Genomic DNA, 25,006 nt, shown 5'->3' on the forward strand with positions numbered 1-25,006 from the left:
CGTCTTATCTGCAAATTATAACACAAAACCCGACTTCTTTGTATTTTTCTCTTTTTATCTCCACTGGAATCTTTTGGGGCAATCTTTTGGTTAAATCTTTTTATAATATCAAAAAAGAGAACTACCATACCAGCAATTCTGCCAGTATAATAGTCCTCTTATCATTCATATTAAAGCGAATATTCGCAATTCAATCAATCCGGATAAAAATCCTGTGCCGAAATCAGGAATTATTCGTTATCTTCTGTATCATCAGCATCTTCCACATCATCAGCTTCATCTGCATCAAATTCTTCAATATCGAATTCTTCCTCTTCCGGAAGTTCTTCATCCATTGTGATCATCTCATCGTCTTTGATCTCTTCATCCTGAAGTTCCTCTGCTGTTTCTTCAACAGGAGCTTCTGGCTCAGGCATTGTACTGTTCAGTCTTACATCTCTGTAACGCTTCATACCAGTACCAGCCGGGATCAGTTTACCGATGATTACGTTCTCTTTCAGACCGATCAACGGGTCAACTTTGCCCTTGATAGCAGCCTCTGTCAGAACCTTAGTTGTTTCCTGGAAGGAAGCGGCTGACAGGAAGGAGTTTGTAGCAAGAGATGCCTTGGTGATACCAAGCATAACCTGTTTTCCATCTGCAGGCTGTTTGCCTTCTTTTTCCATCTGTTCGTTAACATCCTCATATTCAAGGAAGTCAACCAGTGTTCCAGGAAGGAATTCTGTATCTCCGTTATCTTCGATACGGATCTTCTTCAGCATCTGACGAACAATAACTTCGATATGCTTATCACTGATCTCAACACCCTGGAGACGATATACACGCTGTACTTCACGGATCATGTAATCCTGAACTGCACGTACACCCTTGATTCTCAGGATATCATGCGGATTTACGCTACCTTCTGTAAGCTCATCACCGGCTTCAAGAATCTGTCCGTCTGTGATCTTGATACGGGATCCGTAAGGAATAAGGTAAGTCTTGGATTCACCTGTTTCCTGATCTGTAACGATAACTTCACGTTTCTTCTTAGTGTCATTGATAACAGCAACACCAGGAATCTCTGTGATGATGGCAAGACCTTTCGGCTTTCTTGCCTCGAAAAGCTCCTCGACACGAGGAAGACCCTGTGTGATATCTCCACCGGCAACACCACCACTATGGAATGTACGCATGGTAAGCTGTGTACCAGGTTCACCGATAGACTGTGCTGCGATGATACCAACAGATTCACCAACCTGAACAGCTTCACCTGTTGCAAGGTTCGCACCGTAACATTTCGCACAGATACCAACTTTACATTTACATGTAAGAATTGTACGGATCTTAACTCTCTCGATAGATCCGCCAGTCTGGTTGTCCACGCCTTCTTTCATGATACGGGCTGCACGTTTTGGTGTGATCATATGGTTAGCTTTAACGATAACTTCGCCATCTTTATTCTTAATTGTCTCACAGGAGAAACGACCTGTGATACGCTCCTGAAGTCCTTCGATCTCTTCTTTACCGTCTGTAAAGGATTCTACATACATACCTGAGATCTCATCTCTGTTCTCACAGCAGTCTGTCTCACGTACGATCAGATCCTGAGAAACGTCAACCATACGTCTTGTCAGGTAACCTGAATCGGCTGTACGAAGAGCGGTATCGGACATACCTTTTCGAGCTCCATGCGCAGACATGAAGTATTCCAGTACGTCAAGACCTTCACGGAAGTTTGACTTGATAGGCAGCTCGATTGTGTGACCGGTTGTATCGGCCATCAGTCCTCGCATACCTGCAAGCTGTTTGATCTGTTTATCGGAACCACGGGCACCGGAGTCAGCCATCATAAAGATGTTGTTGTATTTATCAAGTCCGGACAACAGAGCATGTGTCAGCTCATCGTCAGTCTTCTTCCATGTATCAACAACTTCTTTGTAACGCTCTTCTTCAGTGATAAGACCACGTTTGTAGTTCTTTGTGATAAGGTCTACAGTATCCTGGGCCTGTTTAATCATTTCCGGTTTCTGAGGCGGAACGGTCATATCGGCGATGGCAACAGTCATGGCTGCACGTGTGGAATATTTATAACCTGTAGCTTTGATTGCATCAAGAACCTCAGCAGTCTTTGTAGCACCGTGAGTATTGATAACTTTTTCAAGAATCTGTTTCAGCTGTTTCTTAGCTACCAGGAAGTCAACCTCAAGAAGAAGTTCATTTCCCGGAATACTTCTGTCTACGAAACCAAGATCCTGAGGAAGGATTTCGTTGAACAGGAAACGTCCAAGTGTAGATTCTACTGTACCGGTCAGAACAGTTCCGTCCGGCATTGTCTTGCTGCAGCGAACGTGAATTCTGGACTGCAGTGTGATTACTTTATTTTCATAAGCAAGGATTGCTTCGTTTACACTCTTGAAATATTTGCCTTCACCCTTGTTTCCAGGTCTTTCCTGTGTCAGATAGTAGATACCAAGTACCATATCCTGTGAAGGAACGGCTACAGGACCACCATCAGAAGGTTTCAGCAGGTTGTTCGGTGATAACAGAAGGAAACGGCACTCTGCCTGTGCTTCCTGTGAAAGCGGAAGATGTACGGCCATCTGGTCACCATCGAAGTCAGCGTTGAACGCAGTACAAACCAGCGGATGCAGTTTGATTGCTTTACCTTCTACAAGGATCGGTTCGAATGCCTGGATACCAAGACGGTGCAGTGTAGGTGCACGGTTCAGCATAACCGGGTGTTCTTTGATTACATCTTCCAGAACATCCCATACAGCCGGCTCCAGCTTCTCAACCATTTTCTTAGCGTTCTTAATATTGTGTGCAGTTCCGTTTGCAACAAGCTCTTTCATAACGAATGGTTTGAACAGCTCAATTGCCATTTCTTTCGGAAGACCACACTGGTAAATCTTAAGTTCCGGTCCTACGACGATAACGGAACGTCCGGAATAGTCAACTCGTTTACCAAGAAGGTTCTGACGGAAACGTCCGGATTTACCTTTCAGCATATCAGAAAGAGATTTCAGGGCTCTGTTTCCAGGACCTGTTACAGGACGTCCACGACGACCATTGTCTATCAGGGCATCAACTGCTTCCTGAAGCATACGTTTCTCGTTACGAACAATGATATCCGGTGCACCTAACTCCAGAAGTCTCTTCAGACGGTTGTTACGATTGATGATTCTTCTGTAAAGGTCATTTAAGTCAGATGTTGCGAAACGTCCACCATCCAGCTGAACCATCGGACGAAGGTCTGGCGGGATTACAGGGATAACAGTCATGATCATCCACTCAGGACGGTTTCCTGACTCACGGAAAGATTCTACAACTTCGAGACGTTTGATGATTCTCGCACGTTTCTGTCCGGTAGCATCTTTTAATTCTTTCTTAAGTTCTGCGGAATCTTTCTCAAGATCGATTGCTTCGAGAAGCTCTTTGATAGATTCTGCACCCATACCTACGCGGAAATTATATCCGTAAGCCTCGCGGGCATCCTGATATTCTCTCTCTGTAAGTACCTGTTTGTACTGGAGTCCGGAATCTGCCGGATCCAGTACGATATAGTTTGCAAAGTAAAGAACTTTCTCCAGAGTTCTCGGAGAAATGTCAAGGATCAGACCCATACGGGACGGAATTCCTTTAAAATACCAGATGTGGGATACCGGAGCAGCCAGCTCGATATGTCCCATACGCTCTCTACGTACAGAAGATTTGGTAACTTCTACACCACATCTGTCGCAGACAACGCCTTTATAGCGAATCTTTTTGTACTTTCCACAGTGGCACTCCCAGTCCTTGCTCGGTCCAAAGATTCTTTCACAAAAAAGTCCGTCTTTCTCCGGTTTCAAGGTACGGTAGTTGATGGTCTCAGGTTTTAAAACCTCGCCTCTTGACCACTCTCTGATTTTCTCAGGGGACGCCAGTCCGATTTTGATGGCATCGAAAGTCATTGGCTGATATGTTTCATTGGCGTTAGTTGTTTCTGCCATGTATTCTTTCCCCTTTCTTACTCTTCGTCATTGTCTTCAAGAACTTCATCCAGTTCATTGAAGTCGTCTTCCTCATCTTCGTCCTCTTCAACGTCAACGAGTTCTTCTCCGTCAAACTCCTGCTTTGTATAGCCGTGTTTGCCGTAGTCTTCTTCTCTGTCGTGATGTCTTCTTGAATCTCCCTCGATGACAGAACGAAGGTCTGTGTCACCGTAGTCTACAGATTCGAGAAGATGTACTTCTGTATTGTCATCCTTGAGTACCTTCACGTCCAGACCAAGAGACTGAAGCTCTTTTAAGAGAACCTTGAAGGATTCCGGAATACCCGGCTCAGGAATATTGTCACCTTTGATGATTGCTTCGTATGTCTTAACACGGCCAACAACATCATCGGACTTAACTGTCAGGATCTCCTGCAGTGTGTAAGATGCACCGTAAGCTTCCAGTGCCCAAACCTCCATCTCACCGAAACGCTGTCCACCGAACTGAGCTTTACCACCCAGAGGCTGCTGTGTTACCAGAGAGTAAGGACCTGTAGAACGTGCATGGATCTTATCGTCTACCAGGTGATGCAGTTTCAGATAGTGCATGTGACCGATTGTTACAGGGCTGTCGAAATATTCACCTGTACGTCCGTCACGAAGACGCACTTTACCATCTCTGGAGATCGGAACGCCTTTCCACAGTGCTCTGTGGGCTTTATTCTCATCCAGATACTGCATTACATCCGGTGCTAAAATATCTTTATATTTCTCACGAAACTCTTCGAAATCTTCTGTGTTTACATAGTCATTTGCAAGTTCCAGTGTATCCTGGATATCATGCTCATTGGCACCCTGGAAAATAGGTGTGGCAACATTAAATCCAAGTGCTTTCGCAGCAAGGCTTAAATGAATCTCCAGGACCTGTCCGATATTCATTCGGGAAGGCACACCCAGAGGGTTCAGGACGATATCAAGAGGACGTCCGTTCGGAAGGAATGGCATATCTTCTACAGGAAGTACACGGGAAACAACACCCTTGTTACCGTGACGTCCGGCCATCTTATCACCAACGGAAATCTTTCTCTTCTGTGCGATATAGATACGTACGGACTGGTTTACACCAGGGGACATCTCATCGCCATTCTCTCTTGTAAATACCTTGGCATCTACGACAATACCGTATTCACCATGAGGTACTTTCAGAGAAGTATCACGTACTTCACGTGCTTTCTCACCGAAGATTGCACGGAGAAGTCTCTCTTCTGCAGTAAGCTCTGTCTCTCCCTTAGGAGTAACCTTACCAACAAGGATATCACCGGCACGAACTTCTGCACCGATACGGATGATACCACGTTCATCAAGATCCTTCAGTGCGTCATCGCCGACACCAGGAACATCACGTGTGATCTCTTCCGGTCCGAGTTTGGTATCACGGGCTTCTGCCTCATATTCTTCAATATGAACAGATGTGTAAACATCGTCCATAACAAGTCTTTCGCTAAGAAGTACAGCATCCTCGTAGTTGTAGCCTTCCCATGTCATAAATCCGATCAGCGGGTTCTTACCAAGAGCAAGCTCTCCGTTTGCTGTGGAAGGACCATCTGCAATAACCTGTCCGGCCTCTACGTGTTCACCCTGGAATACGATTGGCTTCTGGTTGTAGCAGTTACTCTGGTTACTTCTTAAGTATTTAGTCAGATGATAATCATCTTTTGTACCATCATCGTTCTTGATGCTGATATCTGTAGATGTGGAACGAAGTACAGTACCGGATTTCTTTGCAACTACGCAGACGCCGGAGTCAACTGCTGTCTTCACTTCCATACCTGTACCAACTACAGGAGCTTCCGTTGTCAGAAGCGGTACGGCCTGACGCTGCATGTTTGATCCCATCAGCGCACGGTTAGCATCGTCGTTCTGCAGGAACGGAATCAGAGCAGTAGCGACGGAGAATACCATACGAGGAGATACGTCCATGTAATCGAACATATGACGCTCATACTCCTGAGTCTCTTCGCGGAAACGACCGGATACATTCTTATGAACGAAATGTCCTTCTTCGTCCAGAGGCTCGTTGGCCTGTGCTACATGGTAATTATCCTCTTCATCAGCGGTCATATATACAACCTCATCTGTTACACGAGGATTCTTAGGATCTGTTTTGTCGATCTTACGGTAAGGTGCCTCGATAAATCCGTACTGATTGATTCTTGCATAAGATGCAAGGGAGTTGATCAGACCGATGTTAGGACCTTCAGGGGTCTCAACAGGGCACATTCTTCCGTAATGGGAGTAATGGACATCTCGAACCTCGAATCCGGCTCTGTCTCGTGACAGACCGCCAGGTCCCAGGGCGGAAAGACGTCTCTTATGGGTCAGCTCACCAAGAGGGTTGTTCTGATCCATGAACTGTGACAGCTGGGAAGAACCGAAGAACTCTTTCACTGCTGCAGTTACAGGTTTGATATTGATTAAGGACTGCGGAGAAATATTGTCCGTATCCTGTGTTGTCATTCTCTCACGAACCACACGTTCCAGTCTGGAAAGACCGATTCTGTACTGATTCTGAAGCAGCTCACCTACCGCGCGGATACGACGATTTCCAAGGTGGTCGATATCATCGGCATTGCCAAGGCCATATTCCAGATGCATATTGTAGTTGATAGAAGCAAAGATGTCTTCTTTTGTGATATGCTTCGGAATCAGATCATGGATATCTCTGTGGATCGCTGCGATTCTGTCTTCTAATGTGTCATTTTCTTCCAGAATATTCTCGAGAACAGGGTAGTATACTGATTCTGTAACACCGATGCTCTTCGGATCTTCGATCTCCGGAAGGTAGTGGCGGATATCCACCATTAAGTTGGAAAGAACCTTGATTCTGCGGTCTTCCTCGCCAAGGATCCATACATATGGAACGGCGCTGTTCTGGATGGTATTTGCCATTTCTTTTGTTACAACAGTTCCCTCTTCTGCCAGGATCTCGCCTGTAGAAGCATCAACAACATCCTCAGCCAGTTTATGACCAACGATTCTCTTGTTGAAGTGAAGTTTCTTGTTGAATTTATAACGTCCAACCTTCGCAAGGTCATATCTTCTCGGATCAAAGAACATTGCGTTGATAAGGCTCTCTGCGCTGTCAACAGCAAGCGGCTCACCCGGGCGGATTTTCTTGTATAATTCAAGAAGACCTTCCTGATAGTTAGTGGATGTATCTTTTGTAAAACTTGCAAGGATCTTTGGCTCTTCGCCGAAGAGATCAATAATCTCTGCATTGCTTCCTACGCCAAGTGCACGGATCAGAACAGTAATCGGAACCTTTCTTGTTCTATCAACACGTACGTAGAAAACATCATTAGAGTCTGTCTCATATTCCAGCCATGCACCTCTGTTCGGGATTACAGTACTGGAGAACAATCTCTTACCAAGTTTATCATGCGCGATTGCGTAATAGATTCCAGGGGAACGTACTAACTGGCTGACAATTACTCGCTCTGCACCATTGATGACAAAGGTACCTGTAACTGTCATGATAGGTAAATCTCCCATGAAAATCTCGTGTTCGTTGATTTCCTCTGTTTCTTTGTTAATCAGTCTCACTCGAACCTTCAAAGGTGCGGCGTAAGTTGCATCACGTTCTTTACACTGTTCGATATTATATTTTGCATCTTTCTCGTCAAATGTAAAGTCGATGAATTCCAGGCTGAGCTTTCCGGCGTAATCCGCGATCGGAGAAATATCATCAAAGACTTCCTTCAGTCCTTCATCAAGAAACCATTTATAAGAATCTCTCTGGACTTCGATCAGGTTTGGCATTTCCAGGACTTCTTCTTGTCTCTGGTAGCTCATACGCATGCTTTTTCCAGTTTTTACAGAACGAATTCTGTTTTTTTCCATTGACGTTTCACCCCTGTTTTTTCTTTAAATTTATTATAACTTGACCCTTTTTGCCAAAAGACATAAAGGCACATCTTGCCATAATATAGCATTCTTCACTATAGCACAGCAAGTTGCGCCTGTCAATCACTTTTTTTGATTTTTTTATATTTTTTTAAAAATTGGATTACTGTTTTTTCTCTATATAAAAATCTGCGATTCTTTATCAATAACGTCTTTGTTATTATTGTTCACAGTGTACATAATAACTATTCCTCAGAAATTTTGCTGTTCTTTGTGCGGATATTGTCGGAATGACCATTTTCATTGAATTCATTATCCTTATTGCTGTTAATGCGGGAGTTGATGAATTCGGCCGCATAGTCCTTATTGCTGTCAAATGTGTTTCCATCCACAGAAATCCCTTTTGAATCTGTAATGCACAAACCTGATTTGCTATTTGATCCACATATATTCCCCTGAATTCTGGAATTATCGCTTTCTGCATTGATTTCGATCCCATTGCTGCCATTTCTGGAAGAAAAATTATCCGTTATATCCGCTGACGGACATCCCTGTAAAAGTATTCCTTTTCCTTTATTTTTATAAGTATAGTTTCCATTAACAATACTATTTTCTGTATATTTAATAAGAATACCGTTTCTAAGATTTGAACTTACCCTGTTTCTCTCAATCCGGCCTCCTGCTGCAAATCGCAGCGCACAGATTCCATCTTTTGAAAATCCGGATATGGTATTTCTGTAAACCAGGCAGATTTTCTTTGCTGCCTCTGTTCCATTTATATAGATTCCATAATCGTTTCCACCAGACATATCATTATATAAAATCCGGATATTGCTGCCTTTCGCAACTCTGATTCCCGTATTGCTGTACATCTGATTTTGTGAAAGCCTTATTGTGTTTCCCCGGCATATACAATCCTCGGCCCAGGTAAGCTTAATTCCATCCCCATATCCACTGATCATATTGTTTTTGGCAGTAACGCCCCGGACAATATATCTCCCTGCCGGAACACCATTTGCCGCCGAGCTTGCAGTGTTTTCCGGATCATCATCTTCAGACGGTTTATTCTCTCCGGCTGACCCCTGAGATATTTCCCCGGTGATCCAGATACCATATCCATCCCACTGCTTATTATCTATCAGGGCCGGATCCGCAATTGCGATCTGGTTATTCTCGATCAGAATATTCTCCGCATACTGGTTTCCGGCCGCTGAAAGTTCCTGACCTTCCAGAGTGTGCGAATTTCTGGTATAAACGGAACGCACATAGATTCCGCCACCAACATTACTCATGACGTTTCCGGTTATCACCGTATCCTGATAATTCAGACACCAGATTGCTCTCTTTCTCAGATTAGCAAACTGATTGTCACAGATCGTAATGTTCTTATATGGTCTGTCAAACACCATACTGTGACTGCCGATTCCTGCAAATACATCCTCAAAAGTGTTATCCTTTATCACGATATTCTCACAGACACTTCCATCATATGGAAGATATCCTGGAAAAATCTTCGGCATACAGGCATCCAGCTGAATACATTCCTGACCGCCGCCTTCATAATCTTTCCAGTAGCCTCTGAATGCACATCCTGTGATTTCTGCATCCTTTACGCCCGCAAGCTCCAGAAAATGGGATTTGAGATTGTTAAGAAATGTAGCATTCTTTATTGTGACATTTGTAGCATGTCCTATTCTGAAACCTACAAAACCACCAGATTCTTCTTTGTTTTCCACCGATTCATAGTTTGCATCCCAGATACCGCCATCGATTGTTATATTGCGATATCCATCATACCCGCCTTCTGATGTCTGACTGTCTCCCAGACGAAGTAAAATCTCTTTTCTCGGTGAAGTTTTCGTTATCGTGGCACCTTCTGCGTACAGATAAATGTTGCTGTACATATGAAGGGTTCCTGTAAGTATGTAGTTCCCCGGCGGAATAATCACTTTGCATGGTTTTTCATCGGTTGCACGGTCTCTTGCCTGAGCCAGCAATGTATTTAATTTCACAGTGATGTCTTCTCCATCCTGCACATTCAGCACAAGCTCCTGCATCTCTTTCTGAGTCTGATCGTCATCTCCCGCGGAAAAGCTCTCCGTATTTCCGTCATCAAAGCCATCCACTTCAGATTCATTTTCTGTAAATTCATTCGCAGGATTCTCTGCTGATTGCACATCCGCGTCGGAAACATCTTCAAAAGATCCGTCACTTTCAGATGCGTCTTCAAATAACTGCTCTTCCTCTTGCTGGGCAGCCTGTACATTTACACCTGCGTATGGGGTCAGACAAAGCTGCGCCGCCATAATAATGCCAAATATCCCTGCTGCTGTCCTGTTCATCATAGTCTGTAACCCTCCGGCTCTGTAAAAAAAGCAGGAACACCACTGGCATTCCTGCTTGTAAATCTTCTATATATAATAGGAAGATAATTATTTAAGGTTAACCTTAGCACCTTCAGCTTCAAGTTTTGTCTTGATGTCTTCAGCTTCAGCTTTGGATGCGCCTTCTTTAACAACCTTCGGAGCACCGTCAACCATTTCTTTAGCTTCTTTAAGACCTAAGCCAGTTACTTCACGAACAACTTTGATAACTTTAACTTTGTTTGGTCCAACTTCTGCAAGTTCTACGTCGAACTCATCTTTTTCTTCAGCTGCTTCTCCAGCTGCTCCAGCTGCTGCTACTACAACACCTGCTGCTGCGGATACACCAAATTCTTCTTCACAAGCTTTTACTAAGTCGTTTAATTCTAATACAGATAATTCTTTGATTGCTGCAATAAATTCTTCTGTTGTTAATTTTGCCATTTTAAATTCCCTCCATATAATATTATTTTAGATTCGTTCTTTTTGTGCCCTTGGGCATTAATGAAAATTATTCAGCTGCTGCTTCAGAGCCGTTTTTCTCAGCGATCTGATTAAGCACACGAGCGAAGTTTGTAATCGGAGACTGGATGCTTCCAAGCAGTTTGCCAAGAAGTTCTTCTCTGGACGGGATTCCAGCCAGTGCCTGAATACCTGCCTGATCGTTGTAGTTTCCTTCAACGACACCTGCGATTAACTCTAAAGCCGGGTTCTTCTTTGCGAATTTATCAAGAATTCTTGCCGGAGCAGTTGCGTCTGTAGCAGAGATTGCCAGAGCGTTTGTTCCATGTAAGTGCTGGATAAGTTCTTCGCACTGAGTACCTTCGAATGCACGATGCATCATTGTGTTTTTGTATACTTTGTATACAACACCAGCTTCTCTTAATTCCTTACGTAAAGCAGTATCCTGTTCAACTGTAAGACCGCTGTAGTTAACGAGTACTACAGATTCTGCATCTTTCACGTTGTTGATAATTTCTTCTACGATCGGTTGTTTAAGTTCTACTTTTGCCATGAAATGGTACACCTCCTTATAGATTTTGTATACCGCTGCAAATGAGTAAAGAAAAAGCCTTACTGCATGACAGTAAGGCTTGCGTAATCTTCCATAAACATAAAGAATACTTAGTCCTCGGTAGGCGTTTATAACTTATGCCTTACGGCACCTACTGTCTTCGGCAGCGTTCTGGCATAGAATAGCACATTGACTTTATATTGTCAAGAGTGATTTTTAATATTTTTTATTTTGTTCCGAAAATTCTGTCTCCGGCATCGCCGAGTCCCGGGCAAATATAAGCGTGGTCATTTAATTCACGATCAAGATGTCCGCAGTAAATCTGCACATCCGGATGTGCTTCGTGGAGACGTTTGAGTCCTTCTGGTGCTGCGATGATACACATGAATTTGATGTTTTTGCCACCCTGTTTTTTGACAAAATCGATAGCTGCTTCTGCGGAACCGCCGGTTGCAAGCATTGGGTCTACGATAACTGCAATTCGTTCATCAATGGATTCCGGAAGTTTACAGTAATATTCGTGCGGTTCGTGTGTTACCGGGTCGCGATAAAGTCCTACATGACCGACTTTTGCAGATGGAACGAGAGTCAGGATGCTGTTGACCATTCCAAGACCTGCACGCAGGACCGGTACAATTGCCAGTTTCTTTCCGGCGATCATTGGTGTCATACAGGTTTCGATCGGAGTTTCCACTTCTACGTCTTCTACAGGAAGATCTCTTAAAGCTTCGTAACCCATGAGGATTCCAATTTCCTCTACCAGTTTACGGAATTCATTTGTTCCTGTGTTTTTATTTCTCAGCATGGAGATCTTGTGCTGGATCAATGGGTGATCCATGATATAAACATTTTCCATTATCTTTTTCCTCTCTTAGTTATACATTGTAACTGTTTTCCCCTATTATAATGCCTGATGGCATTTTATAAAAGGAATATTTTGTTACTGTTCACTCCGTTCTCAGTAACACGCTTCGCGATGCACAGAATTTATGCTAATCGCATAAACTCGCGCGATATGTCTCGGGATTTTGGCATTTTCATGCCAAAACACCTCGCGGGATAGTGGCGTGTGAACAGTAATAATATTTTACATCTGCTTACGAACAATACGATATTCATCGCCCATCTTGAAATATGGACACTGATGGAAGTTTCCGGTGATAAATTTCACCATCTCGTCTTCATCGAGATTTACTTCGCAGGTATAACATTCGTAATCGTCGTCATAACTGTAGTTTACACAATATTCGCAGTTTACTGCATCGGACATCGTCTGGTTCCTCCTATCATTCTTTACTTTTACTAATTTCTAACTTCTCAATCTCGCAGCTATGCCTTTTCGTATTTTTATCATAATTTACTGCCACAAGCAAAAGATTTCCCTGATAATCCTTCAACGCATCCACATATCTCTTCTCTTTTATCTGAGAGATTGCTCCTTCCACACTTTTATTCCATTTCAGTTCAATAACTGCCGCAGGTTTATCTGCATATATCTTTCGTGGTATCAGGCAAATATCCGCAAATCCTTTCCCGGCAGGCAGTTCACGAATAATCGTATAGTATTCTCTCGCAAAGTAAAACGCCAGATTAATCGTACAACTGAGAGTATTTTCATCATTATATTTGAGAATCGAGATTTCCTGATGCGCTCTGTCAATTCCCTGAGCTACTGTATCTCCGTCCATGTTCCACATTGCTTCCAGAAGTTTTCTTGATTTTTCTATGGAGTCCATTACTTCCTTCCACCCCATAGTTCCAATCGCATTTACATACTCCTGAGCAACTTCTTTATTTGGAATGGATACTGTTTTTTCCTGCCAGTGATAGCTTAAATATCCCAAATGTATAAGAAGTGTCAGCACATCATCCTTTCCCTGAAATGTAGTCATATCATTAGAAAAAGTTCCCGTATTAACCAACACTCTGTCTCCCGCCAACATCCGTATCACATCATCTTTCAGACCGTCATAGTTCATACGTATATAAATTTTCAGCGCATCATAAGTCTCTGTCTGATTCCAGTAATTATCAAACATTCCACTTATCATAGCATCTACGACCGATTTAGGATTGTACATAGAATATGTTTTCAATCTTCCGTTTTCTACAGCAGTCAGCTCATATCCATCATACCATGCACTCATCTCCTCGAAGCTTCTCCCATATTCTTCGCATAATTCCTTCACTTCTCCCTCTGTAAACCCAAAGTACTCTGCCATTTCTCTTGGATTTGTCATAGAGTATTCTGTGAACATATTCAGCGCAGAATGAGTGCCATACTTCTTTACGAGTAAAATTCCTGTCATATATGCCAATGCTACATATTCTTTATCCTTCAGCCATGCTCTCAGAAAATCCAGATATTGTTTTTGCGCCTCATGATCATTCTCATATTCTCGGAAAAGACAATCCCACTCGTCAATCAGAATTACAAAAGGATGCTGCGTATGTGCATAAATATCCTGCATATCAAATACAAGATAATTGCTGCTGACAAACTCAGGATATTTATTTTTCAGTTCCTGCACAAGTCTTTTCTGCAACATCAGAAGCATAGCATTCACATCTGATGATGCACTTAAAAACTCTTGCATATTTACCTTTATCACATCATATTGATTCAGGTGATTCTTATAAGAACTGCTCTTCGCTATTTTATATTTTTCAAAGAGTTTTCTTGAATCTGTTTCACGATCATAGTACGCTGCAAGCATATCTGCCGCCATGGATTTTCCGAATCTTCTCGGTCTGCTGATACATACATATTTCTGTCTGGTATCCAGAACAGCATTCAGTTTATCTATCAGTTCCGTCTTGTCCACATAAATAGCAGACTGTATACTCTCCCGGAATCCCTTATTGCCCGGATTTAGATAAATTCCCATCTGAGGTCTCCTTTCTTCCACATCTGCGGAATTTTAGTATTCCAACTTCTCGATCTTGCAACTATGCTTCTTCGTCTTTTTATCATAGTTTATTCCCGCAAGAATCAGATTTCCCTGATAGTCTTTCAATGCTTCTACATACTGTTTATCTTTTATCTGGGTAATTGCTCCTTCTGCACTTTTATCCCATTTAAGTTCAATTACAGCTGCCGGTTTATCTGCGTATAATTTCCTTGGAATAAAACATACGTCAGCAAATCCCTTCCCGGATGGTAATTCACGAATAATCGTGTAGTATTCCCTTGCAAAATAAAATGCCAGATGTATGGTGCAGCTCAGGGAATTCTCATCATTGTACTGCAAAATAGAAATTTCTCTATGCGCTTTATCAATTCCTTCTGCCACAGCGTTTTCATCCAATTTCCATAATGCTTCTAATAATTTCCGGGAATTCTGTATGGATTCTGCCACTTCATGCCAGTCCATAGTTGTAATAGCATTTACGTATTCCTGTGCTACCTCTCTGTCAGGAACGGAAACACTTTCCTTCTCGCCATCATAAGTCAGGTACCCCAGATGAACAAGCAATGTCAGGACATCATCTCTGGTTGCGAATGTAGTCATGTCGTTGCTAAACGTACCAATATTAATCGGAATACTTCCACCTGCAAGCATTTCAACCACTGCATCTTTCAGACCATCCATATTCATCTGAATATAAATCTTAAGAGCTTCATATGTTTCCGTCTGATTCCAGTAAGTTCCAAATTTATGACGAAGCATTGATTCCACAACAGATTTCGGATTATATATGGAATACCTCTGATCTCCATTCTTGCTATGTGTAATGAGATGATAACCATTATACCAGGCCTTCGCCTCTTCAAAATTCATAGAATATTTTTGACATAAAGTACTTACTTCTTCCTCAGTAAATCCAAAATATTCTGCCATATTTCCCGGGTCTGTCATAGAATATTCCGTAAACATATTCAACGCAGAATGTGAACCGTATTTCTTTATCGGCAAGATACCTGTCATATACGCCAGTGCTACATAAGCCTTGTCCTTCAGCCACGCTCTGAGAAAATCCAGATATTTTCTCTGTGCCTCTTTATCCTCTTTATATTCCCTGAAAAGACAGTCCCATTCATCAATGAGTATCACGAAAGCATGTTTTGTAGCAGTATAAATATCCTTCATGACCTGTACAAGATTTTCTTCATCCCGGAAACGAACCTGTCCGTAAGATTCCTTCAGATCAAAAATCAGATATTTTTTCAGCATCTGAAGCATTTCATCTATATTTTGTGTTGCACTCAGAAATTCCTGCATATTGATTTTCAGGACATCATATTGATTTAAATGTTTCTGAAATGATTCTGCCTTACCGATCGCAAAGTTCGCAAATAACTCTTCTGCATCTTCTCCACGTTCATAATAAGCAGCCAGCATATCCGCTGCCATGGATTTTCCAAATCTTCTCGGCCGGCTGATACATACAAACTTCTGCTTGGTACGCAGAACTGCATTTGTTTTCTCGATCAGGCCGGTTTTATCTATATAGATTTCTGAATTAAGGCTTTCCTGAAATTCAATCGTTCCAGGATTTAAATAACTTCCCATCTGGAATCTCCTTTCCGAAAAGATTGTTTTCTGCCTGTGCAGAGTATGTCTTTTCTGATATACTAAAATATAGTTTCTATGATGATAAATTATTATCAACAATATTATCTGAATCTGTGATATCCGTACATTACACCATTCATTATAAATGTGTTTGAAAAAGACTTTCTACAAAATATGCTATAAAGTCGCTATGCATCCGTAAGGAACTGCCAGTTGCAGGTTCTGTAAGTGGAGCGTACAGATTGCGGAAATAATTTTTCAAACACGCTCTAAACATGCTTATTAAAGAGGTTACATTTATGACATTATATCATATATCTATAAAAAAAATAATAAAGCACTGTACTTTTTCAATACTCGCAGGAACTCTTATTCTGTCTTCTGCGGTTTTGTCCGGGTGTTCATCAAAAGTAAACACCACTCAGACCGCTGATTCTGAATCTCAGGAGCCAATTTCTACTACCGCGATTAAACTAAATACCGCAGTTACAATTACTATTTACGATTCTCAGAACAAAAATCTCCTTACCGAATGTATGAATTTATGTGACAAATATGAGAAAATATTCAGCCGCACCGCAAGTGACAGCGAATTATATAAACTAAATCACAGACAACTCACACCTGTAGATGGAACAGATAATACCTATCAGGTATCAGATTCTCTGGCTGAACTGATTCAGAAGGGACTTTATTATTCTGATTTGTCAGATGGTGCTTTCGATATTGCGATTGAGCCACTGACTTCTTTGTGGGATTTTACCGCTGAAGATCCACAGGTACCGGAAGACAGTCTGATTCAGACTGCTCTGTCAAAATGTGATTATCATAATGTCTCTGTTGGTGGAAAAGACAATAATGAGATTACATTAAAAACTGACGACACTGCCATAGAGTTAGGTGCTATTGCCAAAGGATATATTGCGGACCGATTAAAAGAGTACTTGATTTCTCAGGATGTGAAAAGCGCAATTATTAATCTTGGTGGAAATGTTCTCTGTATCGGTGGAAAACCGGATGATTCTTCATTTAAGATTGGAATTCAGAAGCCATTTGCGGATCGAAGTGAAACGATCGCTGTTATGGATATTAAAGATAAATCTGTTGTTTCTTCCGGGGTTTATGAGAGATGTTTTGAACAGGACGGAACTTTATACCATCACCTGCTGAATCCCAAGACAGGATATTCTTATGACAATGGACTAATCGCAGTTACGATTATCTCTGATCAGTCTGTAGATGGAGATGCACTAAGTACGACTTGCTTCGCGCTTGGGCTTGAAGATGGATTGAAACTGGCTGAATCTCTGGATGATGTGCAGGCATTTTTTGTTACCTCAGATTATGCGATACATTATACGAAAGACTTCCAGAAAGAAATTACAGTTACGGAAACTGACTGACACTCTTCACAAATGAAATAAGAGAGCTGCTATACCAAAAGTTATACGGCAGCTCTCTTATTTTCACTATTTTTCTCAATTTTTCCACAACTATGTTAAGTTTTTTATCTGCACAATCAAATTCACAGACACGCAAATGATATAGTTATTTTGAAATCAATATGATAACGTACTGGCTGCCAGATATCAGATGATTCGTACACTATCCCCATATTCCACTTCTCTGTTCTTCCAGATGATCGAGAATAAAGTTATAAATATCTATGGATACGCTGTCAGGATAGTGTGTTCCATCTACGGTTGAAAATCCTTCTGATACCAGATGAGAATACACATCTATATAAGTAACACCACTTAAATTCGCCTGCATTGCTGCATTGAAGCTCTCAATCTCCGTATTGCTACAATACGGATCATTCTGCACTGGTCCTACGGAGACAAAATATGTCTGTGCTCCACGATTAGCCCATTCAGCTGCTTTGGAATTGATATAGCTGAGATAATCATTGACATGATAGAGGTCGTTGACTCCCATCAGAATAATGACCGCAGTGTTATCTTCTATCTGATCTTCTACCTGCGGCACGCCTGTTGATACCATCCAGTCATAACCCATGGAAGAAAGACAGGACCAGACGCTGTCATCGTTCACTGCATCTCTGAGTCCTTCTGTTCTGGAATCTCCGATGAAAACAAGCTTGTCTGCTGAGACTGTATCGGGATGATTTGGTTTGCTCAGCGTTCCCTGATCTGCCGGATTCTGTTCATCAGCTTCTGGTGTCGCTGTCGGCACTGGTGTTGACGTCGGCTTCGGTGTTGCTGTTGCTTTTGGCGTTGCCGTTGGTGTAGGTGTTGATGTTGGCTTCATCGCAGCCGGTCTTGGTGGGCCTGCAACTTCTGACGCATAAACGTTTGAGAACATACAGATTACTGCAATGCCTGCTGCTAATATTATTGATTTGATTTTATGTTTTTTCGTCGTACTCACTCCCCTCAGAATGAATTCTCACATAATTACCTAATGGATATATCTGACATCTATTACAGCGAAAATTAAGTTTCTGCTATATTGACGCAGGATGATTTCTTCATCTGCAAGGCGGAGGAATGAGGCGTAGCGGTGGCTACGGCGATTGACGACAACGCCGCAGATGAAGAATCAGACAAGTCAATATAGCAGTTACTTAATATTCGCTGTAATATATATCGTAATTACATCCCCGGCATCATATCTGGCCATGAGAGGATTTCTTTAGAGATAATTTCTTCATAATCACCCTCAATATCCTGGCTTCTGCCTGCTTCGAATACGTTTGTCTCTGCTCCCCAGACACGGTCTTCGTATTCCCACACATGGAATCTCAGACCACGGAACATAAAGTCAAGGCTTCCACATCCATTTTCTTCTGTGTATTCATAATGAATATTTTTTGTTTTTAATGCTTCCTGCACTTTTTCTAATCGCATCGAAATACCTCCCGTTTGGATGATCAGTATATTTTCATACTGATTATTTTTACTGTAAAAATCACTACAACTATTAAGCATATACACAATTATCTGCTTAATATCTCTAAGATACGAAAGATAAATACAAATAACTGCAAATAGCTATAGTTTGCATCCCCATGTATACCCCATTACATAGAGATTATTATACCATACTCTGCAATATCCCATGTAATCTGAATACAACTTGGGGCATTCCGAAAATAGATATTGTATTACGGTTCACTCCGTTCTCAGCGGCATAATAACGCACGAACAGCAGCTACTCAATTCTTATTCTTCTTTGCCGGAACCGCCAGAATAATGATCGTCGCAATTACAAGCAAAGTTCCAATCAGATCTGGTGTCGTAAAGCTTACTTTCATCCAGACCGCGGTCAGCACCATCGAAGCTACCGGTTCCACACAGGAGAAAAGACTGGCTTTTACGGAGCCTATCATCTTCACACCTGTCAGGTACATGGAAAATCCGGCCATCGTTCCAAAAATAATAATAAAAGCCAGTGCCACAAATGTTTCTCCGTCAAAAATCACCTGATAGTTCCACGGACGAAATACTGCCATAAGCACCACGCCGCCAATCAGCATCCCCCATGCCAGTACAAGTGGTGTATCAAACTGCGCCTGCAATCTGGCTGGTTTTATCGTATATATGACTACTGAAACTGCCGAAATTAGTCCCATAATCAGTGCTTTCTGTGATAGTGCCAGTGAAGTAGGATTTCCATGTGTTGCGATCAGAAAAATTCCTGTCACCGCAAGGGTTACGCCCAGCACTTCTTTTTTCTCAGGAAGACGTTTTGTACGCAGACATACCCACACAACGATCAGCGCAGGTCCGAGATACTGAATGACTGTTGCAGTTCCGGCATTGGACCACTCGATTGTCTGAAAATAGCTGTACTGACACAACATCATTCCCGCCAGCCCGTAAATGATAATATCCCCCCTGTTTCTCTTACTTCTCCAGATATCGAAGGTTTTTCCCTTAATTCTGATGAAATAGTAGCACAGAAGCAGAACTCCTGCTGTTACCAGACGTATCGGCACCAGCCAGGAGGCCGTTACCTCTTTGTTCTGAAACAGGAACTGACCACAGACACCGGAGATTCCCCACAAAATGCCGCCAATGATCGTCAGAAATGTTCCCAGAATCACCTCTCGTTTTTTGTTGTTTGAATTTGTTTTCTCATTCATAACGTATATATCCTGTCTACACTAATATAAATCAGAGATGAGTATAATCCGCAATACCAAAACTTGTCAAGGAATCAATTTGGGTGCAAAAAACCGCCACAGAAATGTGTTACTGTTCACTCCGTTCTCAGTAACACGCTTCGCGATGCACAGAATTTATGCTATTCGCATAAATTCGCGCGGTATGTCTCGGGATTTTGGCATTTTCATGCCAAAACACCTCGCGGGATAGTGACGTGTGAACAGTAACAGAAATGTTCGTTATCTGTGACGGTTTATATTATTTTTCGGAATTTATTCTGCAATAGTTTACTCACATACTTACACAGACCGTTTTCCATACGCTGTCTTTACATTTTTCTGATTCGATCAGATATAGTTTCCATCCTGTGCATTCTGTACTGCAAATACAGATTTCTTCTTTACGAAGTCTACTGCGTCTTTCACAGTAAGTCCATCCAGCTGCCAGTTTGTATAAAATCCATCCAGTCCTTTAAGTGTCTCGTCTTTTGCTGTGTTTTCATCAAGGACAAGAAGTACGATCAGTCCGGCTGCTTTGAGGTGACGAACAGTTTCTGCATAGTTTTCACTTGCTGCCGGGTGATACAGATAGGTATGTCTTCCAAGTACAGTCAGCCCTTTTTCTACCTGCTCTGCAAATTCAAGTGTGATTCCTTCTTTGCCGATTGGGAATTCTACGACAACCGGGGTCTGACCCTTAAGTCCGGCACGAACCTGCTCGTCTACTTTACCAATCTGGGATTTATCCTGGGAAACGAGAGTTTTTCTCACAACACCGCAGGCAGATGTCATGTTTGTGACACGGTCGATCAGAATCAGCTCTCCAAGTGTTCTGTGCTTGTCAAATTCGTCTACCACGATCTTCTCTGAGAACTCCAGAGTACAGGAGGCAATCTCATTTTTATTTAAAGTATAGGCGTTTTTCTTTTCGCCTGTGTTTACGTCTACGGAATAATTAATCTTTGTAACCAGACCTGGAATCATCTTTGTGCCAATCTTTACAAAGAAATTCTTACCATCTGTCAGGGCATTGTCGTCCATCCAGAGGATATCTGCTTCCACAGAGTCTGTCAGGACTGCACCGGAATCGATTGTGAGCACGCATCCTCGGGAAACGTCCACTTCTCTGTCAAGCTGGATGGTGACAGGCTGTCCCTGTACTGCTTCTTCGGCTTCTTTGTCTCCAACCAGAATGCTCTTTACATGAGCTTCTTCCTTGCTCGGAAGTGTAGTTACAAGGTCACCGACTTTAATAGAGCCATTCTCAATCTGTCCCTGAAATCCGCGGAATTCATGGTTTGGCCGGCAGACTCTCTGTACCGGCATGTAGAAACCTTTTTCTGTGTCTTCCTTGATATCTACGGTTTCCAGATGTGTAAGGAGTGCTTCGCCTTCATACCATGGCATATTGTCAGATTTTGTTGTGACATTGTCACCCTCTGTGGCAGATACCGGAATAATGGTTACATTGGCAAGTTTTAATTCTTCTACCAATGCTGCGATCTGATTCTCGATCTCACGGAAACGCTTCTCATCATAACCGATAAGATCCATTTTGTTTACTGCGAATACAAAGTAACGGATTCCCATCAGTGCGCAGATTCTTGCATGGCGTCTTGTCTGAACCAGAACGCCCTGGGAAGCATCCACAAGGATAACTGCCAGATCTGCAAAAGAAGCACCAACTGCCATGTTTCTGGTATATTCTTCATGTCCCGGTGTGTCCGCAACGATGAAGCTTCTGTTATCTGTTGTAAAATATCTGTATGCAACGTCGATTGTGATACCCTGCTCACGTTCTGCCATCAGGCCATCCAGAAGAAGTGAATAGTCAATGGCGCCGCCTCTGCTTCCTACCTTGGAATCCAGCTCCAGAGCTTTTTCCTGGTCTGCATAGAGAAGCTTTGCATCATAAAGAATATGTCCAATCAGAGTGGATTTTCCATCATCCACACTTCCGCATGTAATAAATTTCAATAATCCTTTCATCCTAGAAATACCCCTCTCTCTTTCTTCTCTCCATGCTGCCTGCTGCCTCGTGGTCGATCACACGGCTGGTACGTTCAGAGGAAACAGCACTTAATGTCTCATCAATAATCTCGTCCAGTGTATCTGCCTCAGATTCGATACCACCTGTCAGCGGATAACATCCAAGAGTACGGAATCTGACTTTTTTGTACTCGATCTTTTCACCTGGGCGAAGTTTTAATCTGTCATCATCTACCATGATAATGTTTCCATCTCTGTAGATGACCGGTCTTTCTTTTGCAAAATATAATGGTACGATTTCGATATTTTCACGCTGAATATACTGCCAGATATCCTTCTCTGTCCAGTTGGAAATCGGGAATACTCGCATGCTTTCACCTTTCTGGATCTTGGTGTTGTAGAGTTTCCACATTTCTGGTCTCTGGTTCTTCGGATCCCATGCCTGAGCAGAATTACGGAAAGAGAAAATTCTTTCTTTCGCTCTGGATTTTTCTTCATCACGACGGCCACCGCCAAATGCTGCTGTGAAACCATATTTTGTCAGGGCCTGTTTTAATGCCTGTGTTTTCATGACATCTGTGTATGCAGAACCATGATCGAACGGGTTGATTCCTGCTTTCACACCTTCTTCATTGGTGTATACCAGCATATCGATTCCGTTTTCTTTTGCGACTCTGTCACGAAATTCGATCATTTCGCGGAATTTCCATGTTGTATCAATGTGCAGGAACGGGAAAGGTGGTTTCTCCGGGTAAAATGCTTTCAGCGCCAGATGGAGCATAACGGAGCTGTCCTTTCCTATAGAATAAAGCATAACCGGCTTTTCACACTCGGCTGCTACTTCTCGCATAATATAAATTGCTTCTGCCTCAAGCTCATCAAGATGAGATAAGTTACTCATTGCATTATCCTCCTCTGTTTATTAAATATATTTTGAAAAATCTGGCGGATATTTTTCTGCCATATTCTTGGAAAATTTTCTTTCAAAGTTAATTCCTGTCAATATTTATTGGCATCCTTCTTATTAACCTGAATCGTAATCTTTGTACCGTCCGGCTTCTCCACTGTCCATGTGGAAATGTCCGGCTTTTCTGATACGATCATGCTTGCGCCTCTGCCGCCCACATCAGCTCCAAGGAAGAAGCGGATGGCGTCGCGGCTGCATTCTTTGATACAGGAAGTACATCCCCAGCAGTCTCTTACCTGGCGGATGAAGGCTTTTCCTTCTTTGTCCTTTTTAATCAGATTTCCGGGACAGGCTTCGATACATTTGCCACATCCCACGCATTTGCTTTTCTGAATCCGAATGCTCATCTTTCACCTGCTCCTTTCTCTGCTGTATTTACCGTTTCCTGCTTATCAGCGTTCTCTTTTGTTACCAGATCTCTATATAAAATTTTGATCTCACCATTTTCCATACGGGAGTTTACATATTTCATCCAGTCTTCTCTCTGATCCGGATAATCTGTATTCTCTCCGAAGCTGTGCCATCTGGTTTCCTTTCTTGCTGCCAGATGTGCGATAACTGCGCGGCATACGATCAGTCGCTCACGAAGTTCATAGATCTGCATCAGCTCATAAGTATCTGTCGCTGCCAGTGTATCTACAACAGGAAGCAGTGCTGCGATCTTTTCATCTGCTTTCACAAGGCTTGTCTCACTGTATCTGTAATCGGTTCCGATTCCGCCTGCATACTGATCCATGATCTTCTGCATTGCTTCTTCAAGCTGTTCTGCATTCATCAGGGAACGGGGAGCATTTAAGTGAGATTCATACTCTGCTTTCTTTGCTTCTGCTATTTCAGAAAGCTTCTGATCTTCTGCTATTTCTGTATCTTTGGTTATTTTTGTTACGGTTTTCTCTTCTGCCTGCCCAGATGCATCTCGCTGTTTTTCAGTTGCCCCTTTGCCTCTGGTTTCGGCATCTTTATTACCCAGATATTCCAGAATTGCTTCCGCGGCGATCTCACCCTCTGCCAGTGCACCGGTTACATATTTCTGCGGGCATCCGCCTGCAACATCTCCGGCTGCATATAATCCCTCGATTGTTGTGGCTCTGTTATTGTCTACCCAGTAACCGCTGGCTGTATGTCCGCCTACGATATATGGCTCTGTACCTTCGATCTCTACATTTTCTTCCGAAGGACCCTTGCCGGCTTCCATCCATTTCAAGGTCTGAGATGGTGCCATATTCAGGTATGCTTTGTAGAGATCCTGTTCCTGTTCTTTGGAAATGCCTTCTGTTCTGAGATAGCAAGGACCATTTCCTTCCCGGTTCTCCATGACCGTACCATAAACACGCTGAGAAGTTGTCAGGCCGTATTTTGTCTCATAAATATCGCCATGTGCATTAACCTGTCTGGCTCCTACGCCCTGCGCGATAGTTCCTGTCGGAGCGATCGTATCTTTACATCTCAATGCGATGAAACGCATCTCGAAAGTTGTCATCTCTGCGCCGGAAAGTAATCCCATTGCATATCCTGCACCTGTGTTAAATGGCGGATACCACATCTTATGTCTGGAAAATCCCGGATTGTTCGGTCTGTAAAGTCCTGCCGCACCGCCTGTCGCACAAAGGACTGCTTCTGCGTCGATATCATAGAAAATATCTTCATTTACGCCAAATCCCACCGCACCTGTGATCTTTCCGTTTTCTGTTTTGTAGTCTGTAATGTTTACGTGGTTTAAAACTGTGACCTTTTCCTGCTCAGCCGCCGCTTTTGCCAGGATTGGCTTCATGTTCTCGCCGTTGATCTTGATGTTTCGATTTCCTCTGGCAACGTATTTGCCATTTTCATCTTTCAGGATGACCAGACCCAGATCTTCCATCACTTTTGTCACGTGATTCAGTCTCTCCGACATGCTCAGAAGAAGATCTTCTCTGACGATTCCATGGGCATCCTTTTTGGCATAATCCACGTAATCCTGTGGAACTCTGCCTTCTGTGATGTATGCGTTTAAGGCGTTGACACCTGCTGCCAGGCATCCGCTTCTTTTAATATTTGCTTTCTCTGCGATCAGAACTTTTCTTTCGCTTTTCTGACCGATAACATATGCTGCAAAACAGCCTGCTGTTCCACCGCCGATGATCAGTACGTCGGTCTTGATTCTCTCTGTTCTCATACCCTTTCCTCCAGAA

Annotated in this window: 17 protein-coding genes, 1 pseudogene and 1 other annotated feature; of the genes and pseudogenes, 2 read left to right on the plus strand and 16 right to left on the minus strand. The window is 42.6% G+C overall.

What is annotated here, in order from left to right; genetic code table 11:
• Nucleotides 1-230 precede the first annotated feature (230 nt).
• The 9 genes from rpoC to WKT11_RS12430 all read right to left on the minus strand — a co-directional run bounded on the left by rpoC (nucleotide 231) and on the right by WKT11_RS12430 (nucleotide 15,747).
• A complete protein-coding gene (gene rpoC / locus WKT11_RS12390) occupies nucleotides 231-3,971 on the minus strand; it encodes a DNA-directed RNA polymerase subunit beta' (RefSeq protein ID WP_117674953.1) in 3,741 nt (1,246 codons plus the stop codon).
• Nucleotides 3,972-3,988: 17 nt separating this feature from the next.
• Nucleotides 3,989-7,852, minus strand: coding sequence for a DNA-directed RNA polymerase subunit beta (rpoB, locus tag WKT11_RS12395; RefSeq protein ID WP_117845795.1), 3,864 nt, complete (start codon nucleotides 7,850-7,852; stop codon nucleotides 3,989-3,991).
• A 248-nt stretch (nucleotides 7,853-8,100) separates the two neighbouring features.
• Nucleotides 8,101-10,200 carry a right-handed parallel beta-helix repeat-containing protein gene (locus WKT11_RS12400; RefSeq protein ID WP_117845797.1) on the minus strand — a complete coding sequence of 700 codons (2,100 nt, stop codon included), beginning with the start codon at nucleotides 10,198-10,200 and terminating at the stop codon, nucleotides 8,101-8,103.
• Between the two features lie 87 nt (nucleotides 10,201-10,287).
• The gene (gene rplL, locus WKT11_RS12405) at nucleotides 10,288-10,662 is read right to left on the minus strand and encodes a 50S ribosomal protein L7/L12 (RefSeq protein ID WP_019163102.1); all 375 of its coding nucleotides are present in this window, start codon (nucleotides 10,660-10,662) and stop codon (nucleotides 10,288-10,290) included.
• A 67-nt stretch (nucleotides 10,663-10,729) separates the two neighbouring features.
• Entirely contained in the window at nucleotides 10,730-11,233 is a 504-nt protein-coding gene (gene rplJ / locus WKT11_RS12410) for a 50S ribosomal protein L10 (protein ID WP_117674959.1), read from the minus strand.
• 41 nt (nucleotides 11,234-11,274) lie between these two features.
• Nucleotides 11,275-11,415, minus strand: a sequence feature (ribosomal protein L10 leader region).
• Nucleotides 11,416-11,459: 44 nt separating this feature from the next.
• Complete coding sequence (gene upp / locus WKT11_RS12415; RefSeq protein ID WP_117674961.1) at nucleotides 11,460-12,089, minus strand: uracil phosphoribosyltransferase; 630 nt, start codon at nucleotides 12,087-12,089, stop codon at nucleotides 11,460-11,462.
• A 231-nt stretch (nucleotides 12,090-12,320) separates the two neighbouring features.
• Complete coding sequence (locus WKT11_RS12420) at nucleotides 12,321-12,503, minus strand: DUF6472 family protein (protein ID WP_117674964.1); 183 nt, start codon at nucleotides 12,501-12,503, stop codon at nucleotides 12,321-12,323.
• Nucleotides 12,504-12,519: 16 nt separating this feature from the next.
• Nucleotides 12,520-14,121: an AAA family ATPase gene (locus WKT11_RS12425; RefSeq protein WP_340284639.1), complete on the minus strand. Its 1,602-nt coding sequence runs from the start codon at nucleotides 14,119-14,121 to the stop codon at nucleotides 12,520-12,522.
• Between the two features lie 33 nt (nucleotides 14,122-14,154).
• Entirely contained in the window at nucleotides 14,155-15,747 is a 1,593-nt protein-coding gene (locus WKT11_RS12430) for an AAA family ATPase (protein WP_118247507.1), read from the minus strand.
• Nucleotides 15,748-15,976: 229 nt separating this feature from the next.
• Here WKT11_RS12430 and WKT11_RS20050 point away from each other — a divergent pair.
• Nucleotides 15,977-16,036, plus strand: a pseudogene (locus tag WKT11_RS20050) (DUF6783 domain-containing protein); the annotation flags it as partial.
• A gap of 13 nt (nucleotides 16,037-16,049) precedes the next feature.
• The gene (locus WKT11_RS12435) at nucleotides 16,050-17,153 is read left to right on the plus strand and encodes an FAD:protein FMN transferase (protein WP_117845799.1); all 1,104 of its coding nucleotides are present in this window, start codon (nucleotides 16,050-16,052) and stop codon (nucleotides 17,151-17,153) included.
• Nucleotides 17,154-17,355: 202 nt separating this feature from the next.
• On the opposite strand, the gene WKT11_RS12440 is transcribed toward WKT11_RS12435, so the two are convergent.
• The 7 genes from WKT11_RS12440 to WKT11_RS12470 all read right to left on the minus strand — a co-directional run bounded on the left by WKT11_RS12440 (nucleotide 17,356) and on the right by WKT11_RS12470 (nucleotide 24,990).
• The gene (locus tag WKT11_RS12440; protein ID WP_243098479.1) at nucleotides 17,356-18,141 is read right to left on the minus strand and encodes an SGNH/GDSL hydrolase family protein; all 786 of its coding nucleotides are present in this window, start codon (nucleotides 18,139-18,141) and stop codon (nucleotides 17,356-17,358) included.
• 224 nt (nucleotides 18,142-18,365) lie between these two features.
• Complete coding sequence (locus tag WKT11_RS12445) at nucleotides 18,366-18,620, minus strand: kinase (RefSeq protein ID WP_117674972.1); 255 nt, start codon at nucleotides 18,618-18,620, stop codon at nucleotides 18,366-18,368.
• Between the two features lie 308 nt (nucleotides 18,621-18,928).
• Entirely contained in the window at nucleotides 18,929-19,858 is a 930-nt protein-coding gene (locus WKT11_RS12450) for a DMT family transporter (protein ID WP_117674974.1), read from the minus strand.
• Nucleotides 19,859-20,227: 369 nt separating this feature from the next.
• Nucleotides 20,228-21,868: a sulfate adenylyltransferase subunit 1 gene (locus WKT11_RS12455; RefSeq protein WP_118609361.1), complete on the minus strand. Its 1,641-nt coding sequence runs from the start codon at nucleotides 21,866-21,868 to the stop codon at nucleotides 20,228-20,230.
• 1 nt (nucleotide 21,869) lies between these two features.
• The gene (gene cysD / locus WKT11_RS12460) at nucleotides 21,870-22,769 is read right to left on the minus strand and encodes a sulfate adenylyltransferase subunit CysD (RefSeq protein WP_118609360.1); all 900 of its coding nucleotides are present in this window, start codon (nucleotides 22,767-22,769) and stop codon (nucleotides 21,870-21,872) included.
• 98 nt (nucleotides 22,770-22,867) lie between these two features.
• Nucleotides 22,868-23,182: a 4Fe-4S dicluster domain-containing protein gene (locus tag WKT11_RS12465; protein WP_117674980.1), complete on the minus strand. Its 315-nt coding sequence runs from the start codon at nucleotides 23,180-23,182 to the stop codon at nucleotides 22,868-22,870.
• Entirely contained in the window at nucleotides 23,179-24,990 is a 1,812-nt protein-coding gene (locus WKT11_RS12470) for an adenylyl-sulfate reductase subunit alpha (protein ID WP_118516484.1), read from the minus strand. The genes WKT11_RS12465 and WKT11_RS12470 overlap by 4 nt, the downstream gene beginning before the upstream one ends.
• Between the last annotated feature and the right edge of the window lie 16 nt (nucleotides 24,991-25,006).

Source organism: Blautia sp. HCN-1074, assembly GCF_037890165.1.
Taxonomy (GTDB): domain Bacteria; phylum Bacillota; class Clostridia; order Lachnospirales; family Lachnospiraceae; genus Blautia_A.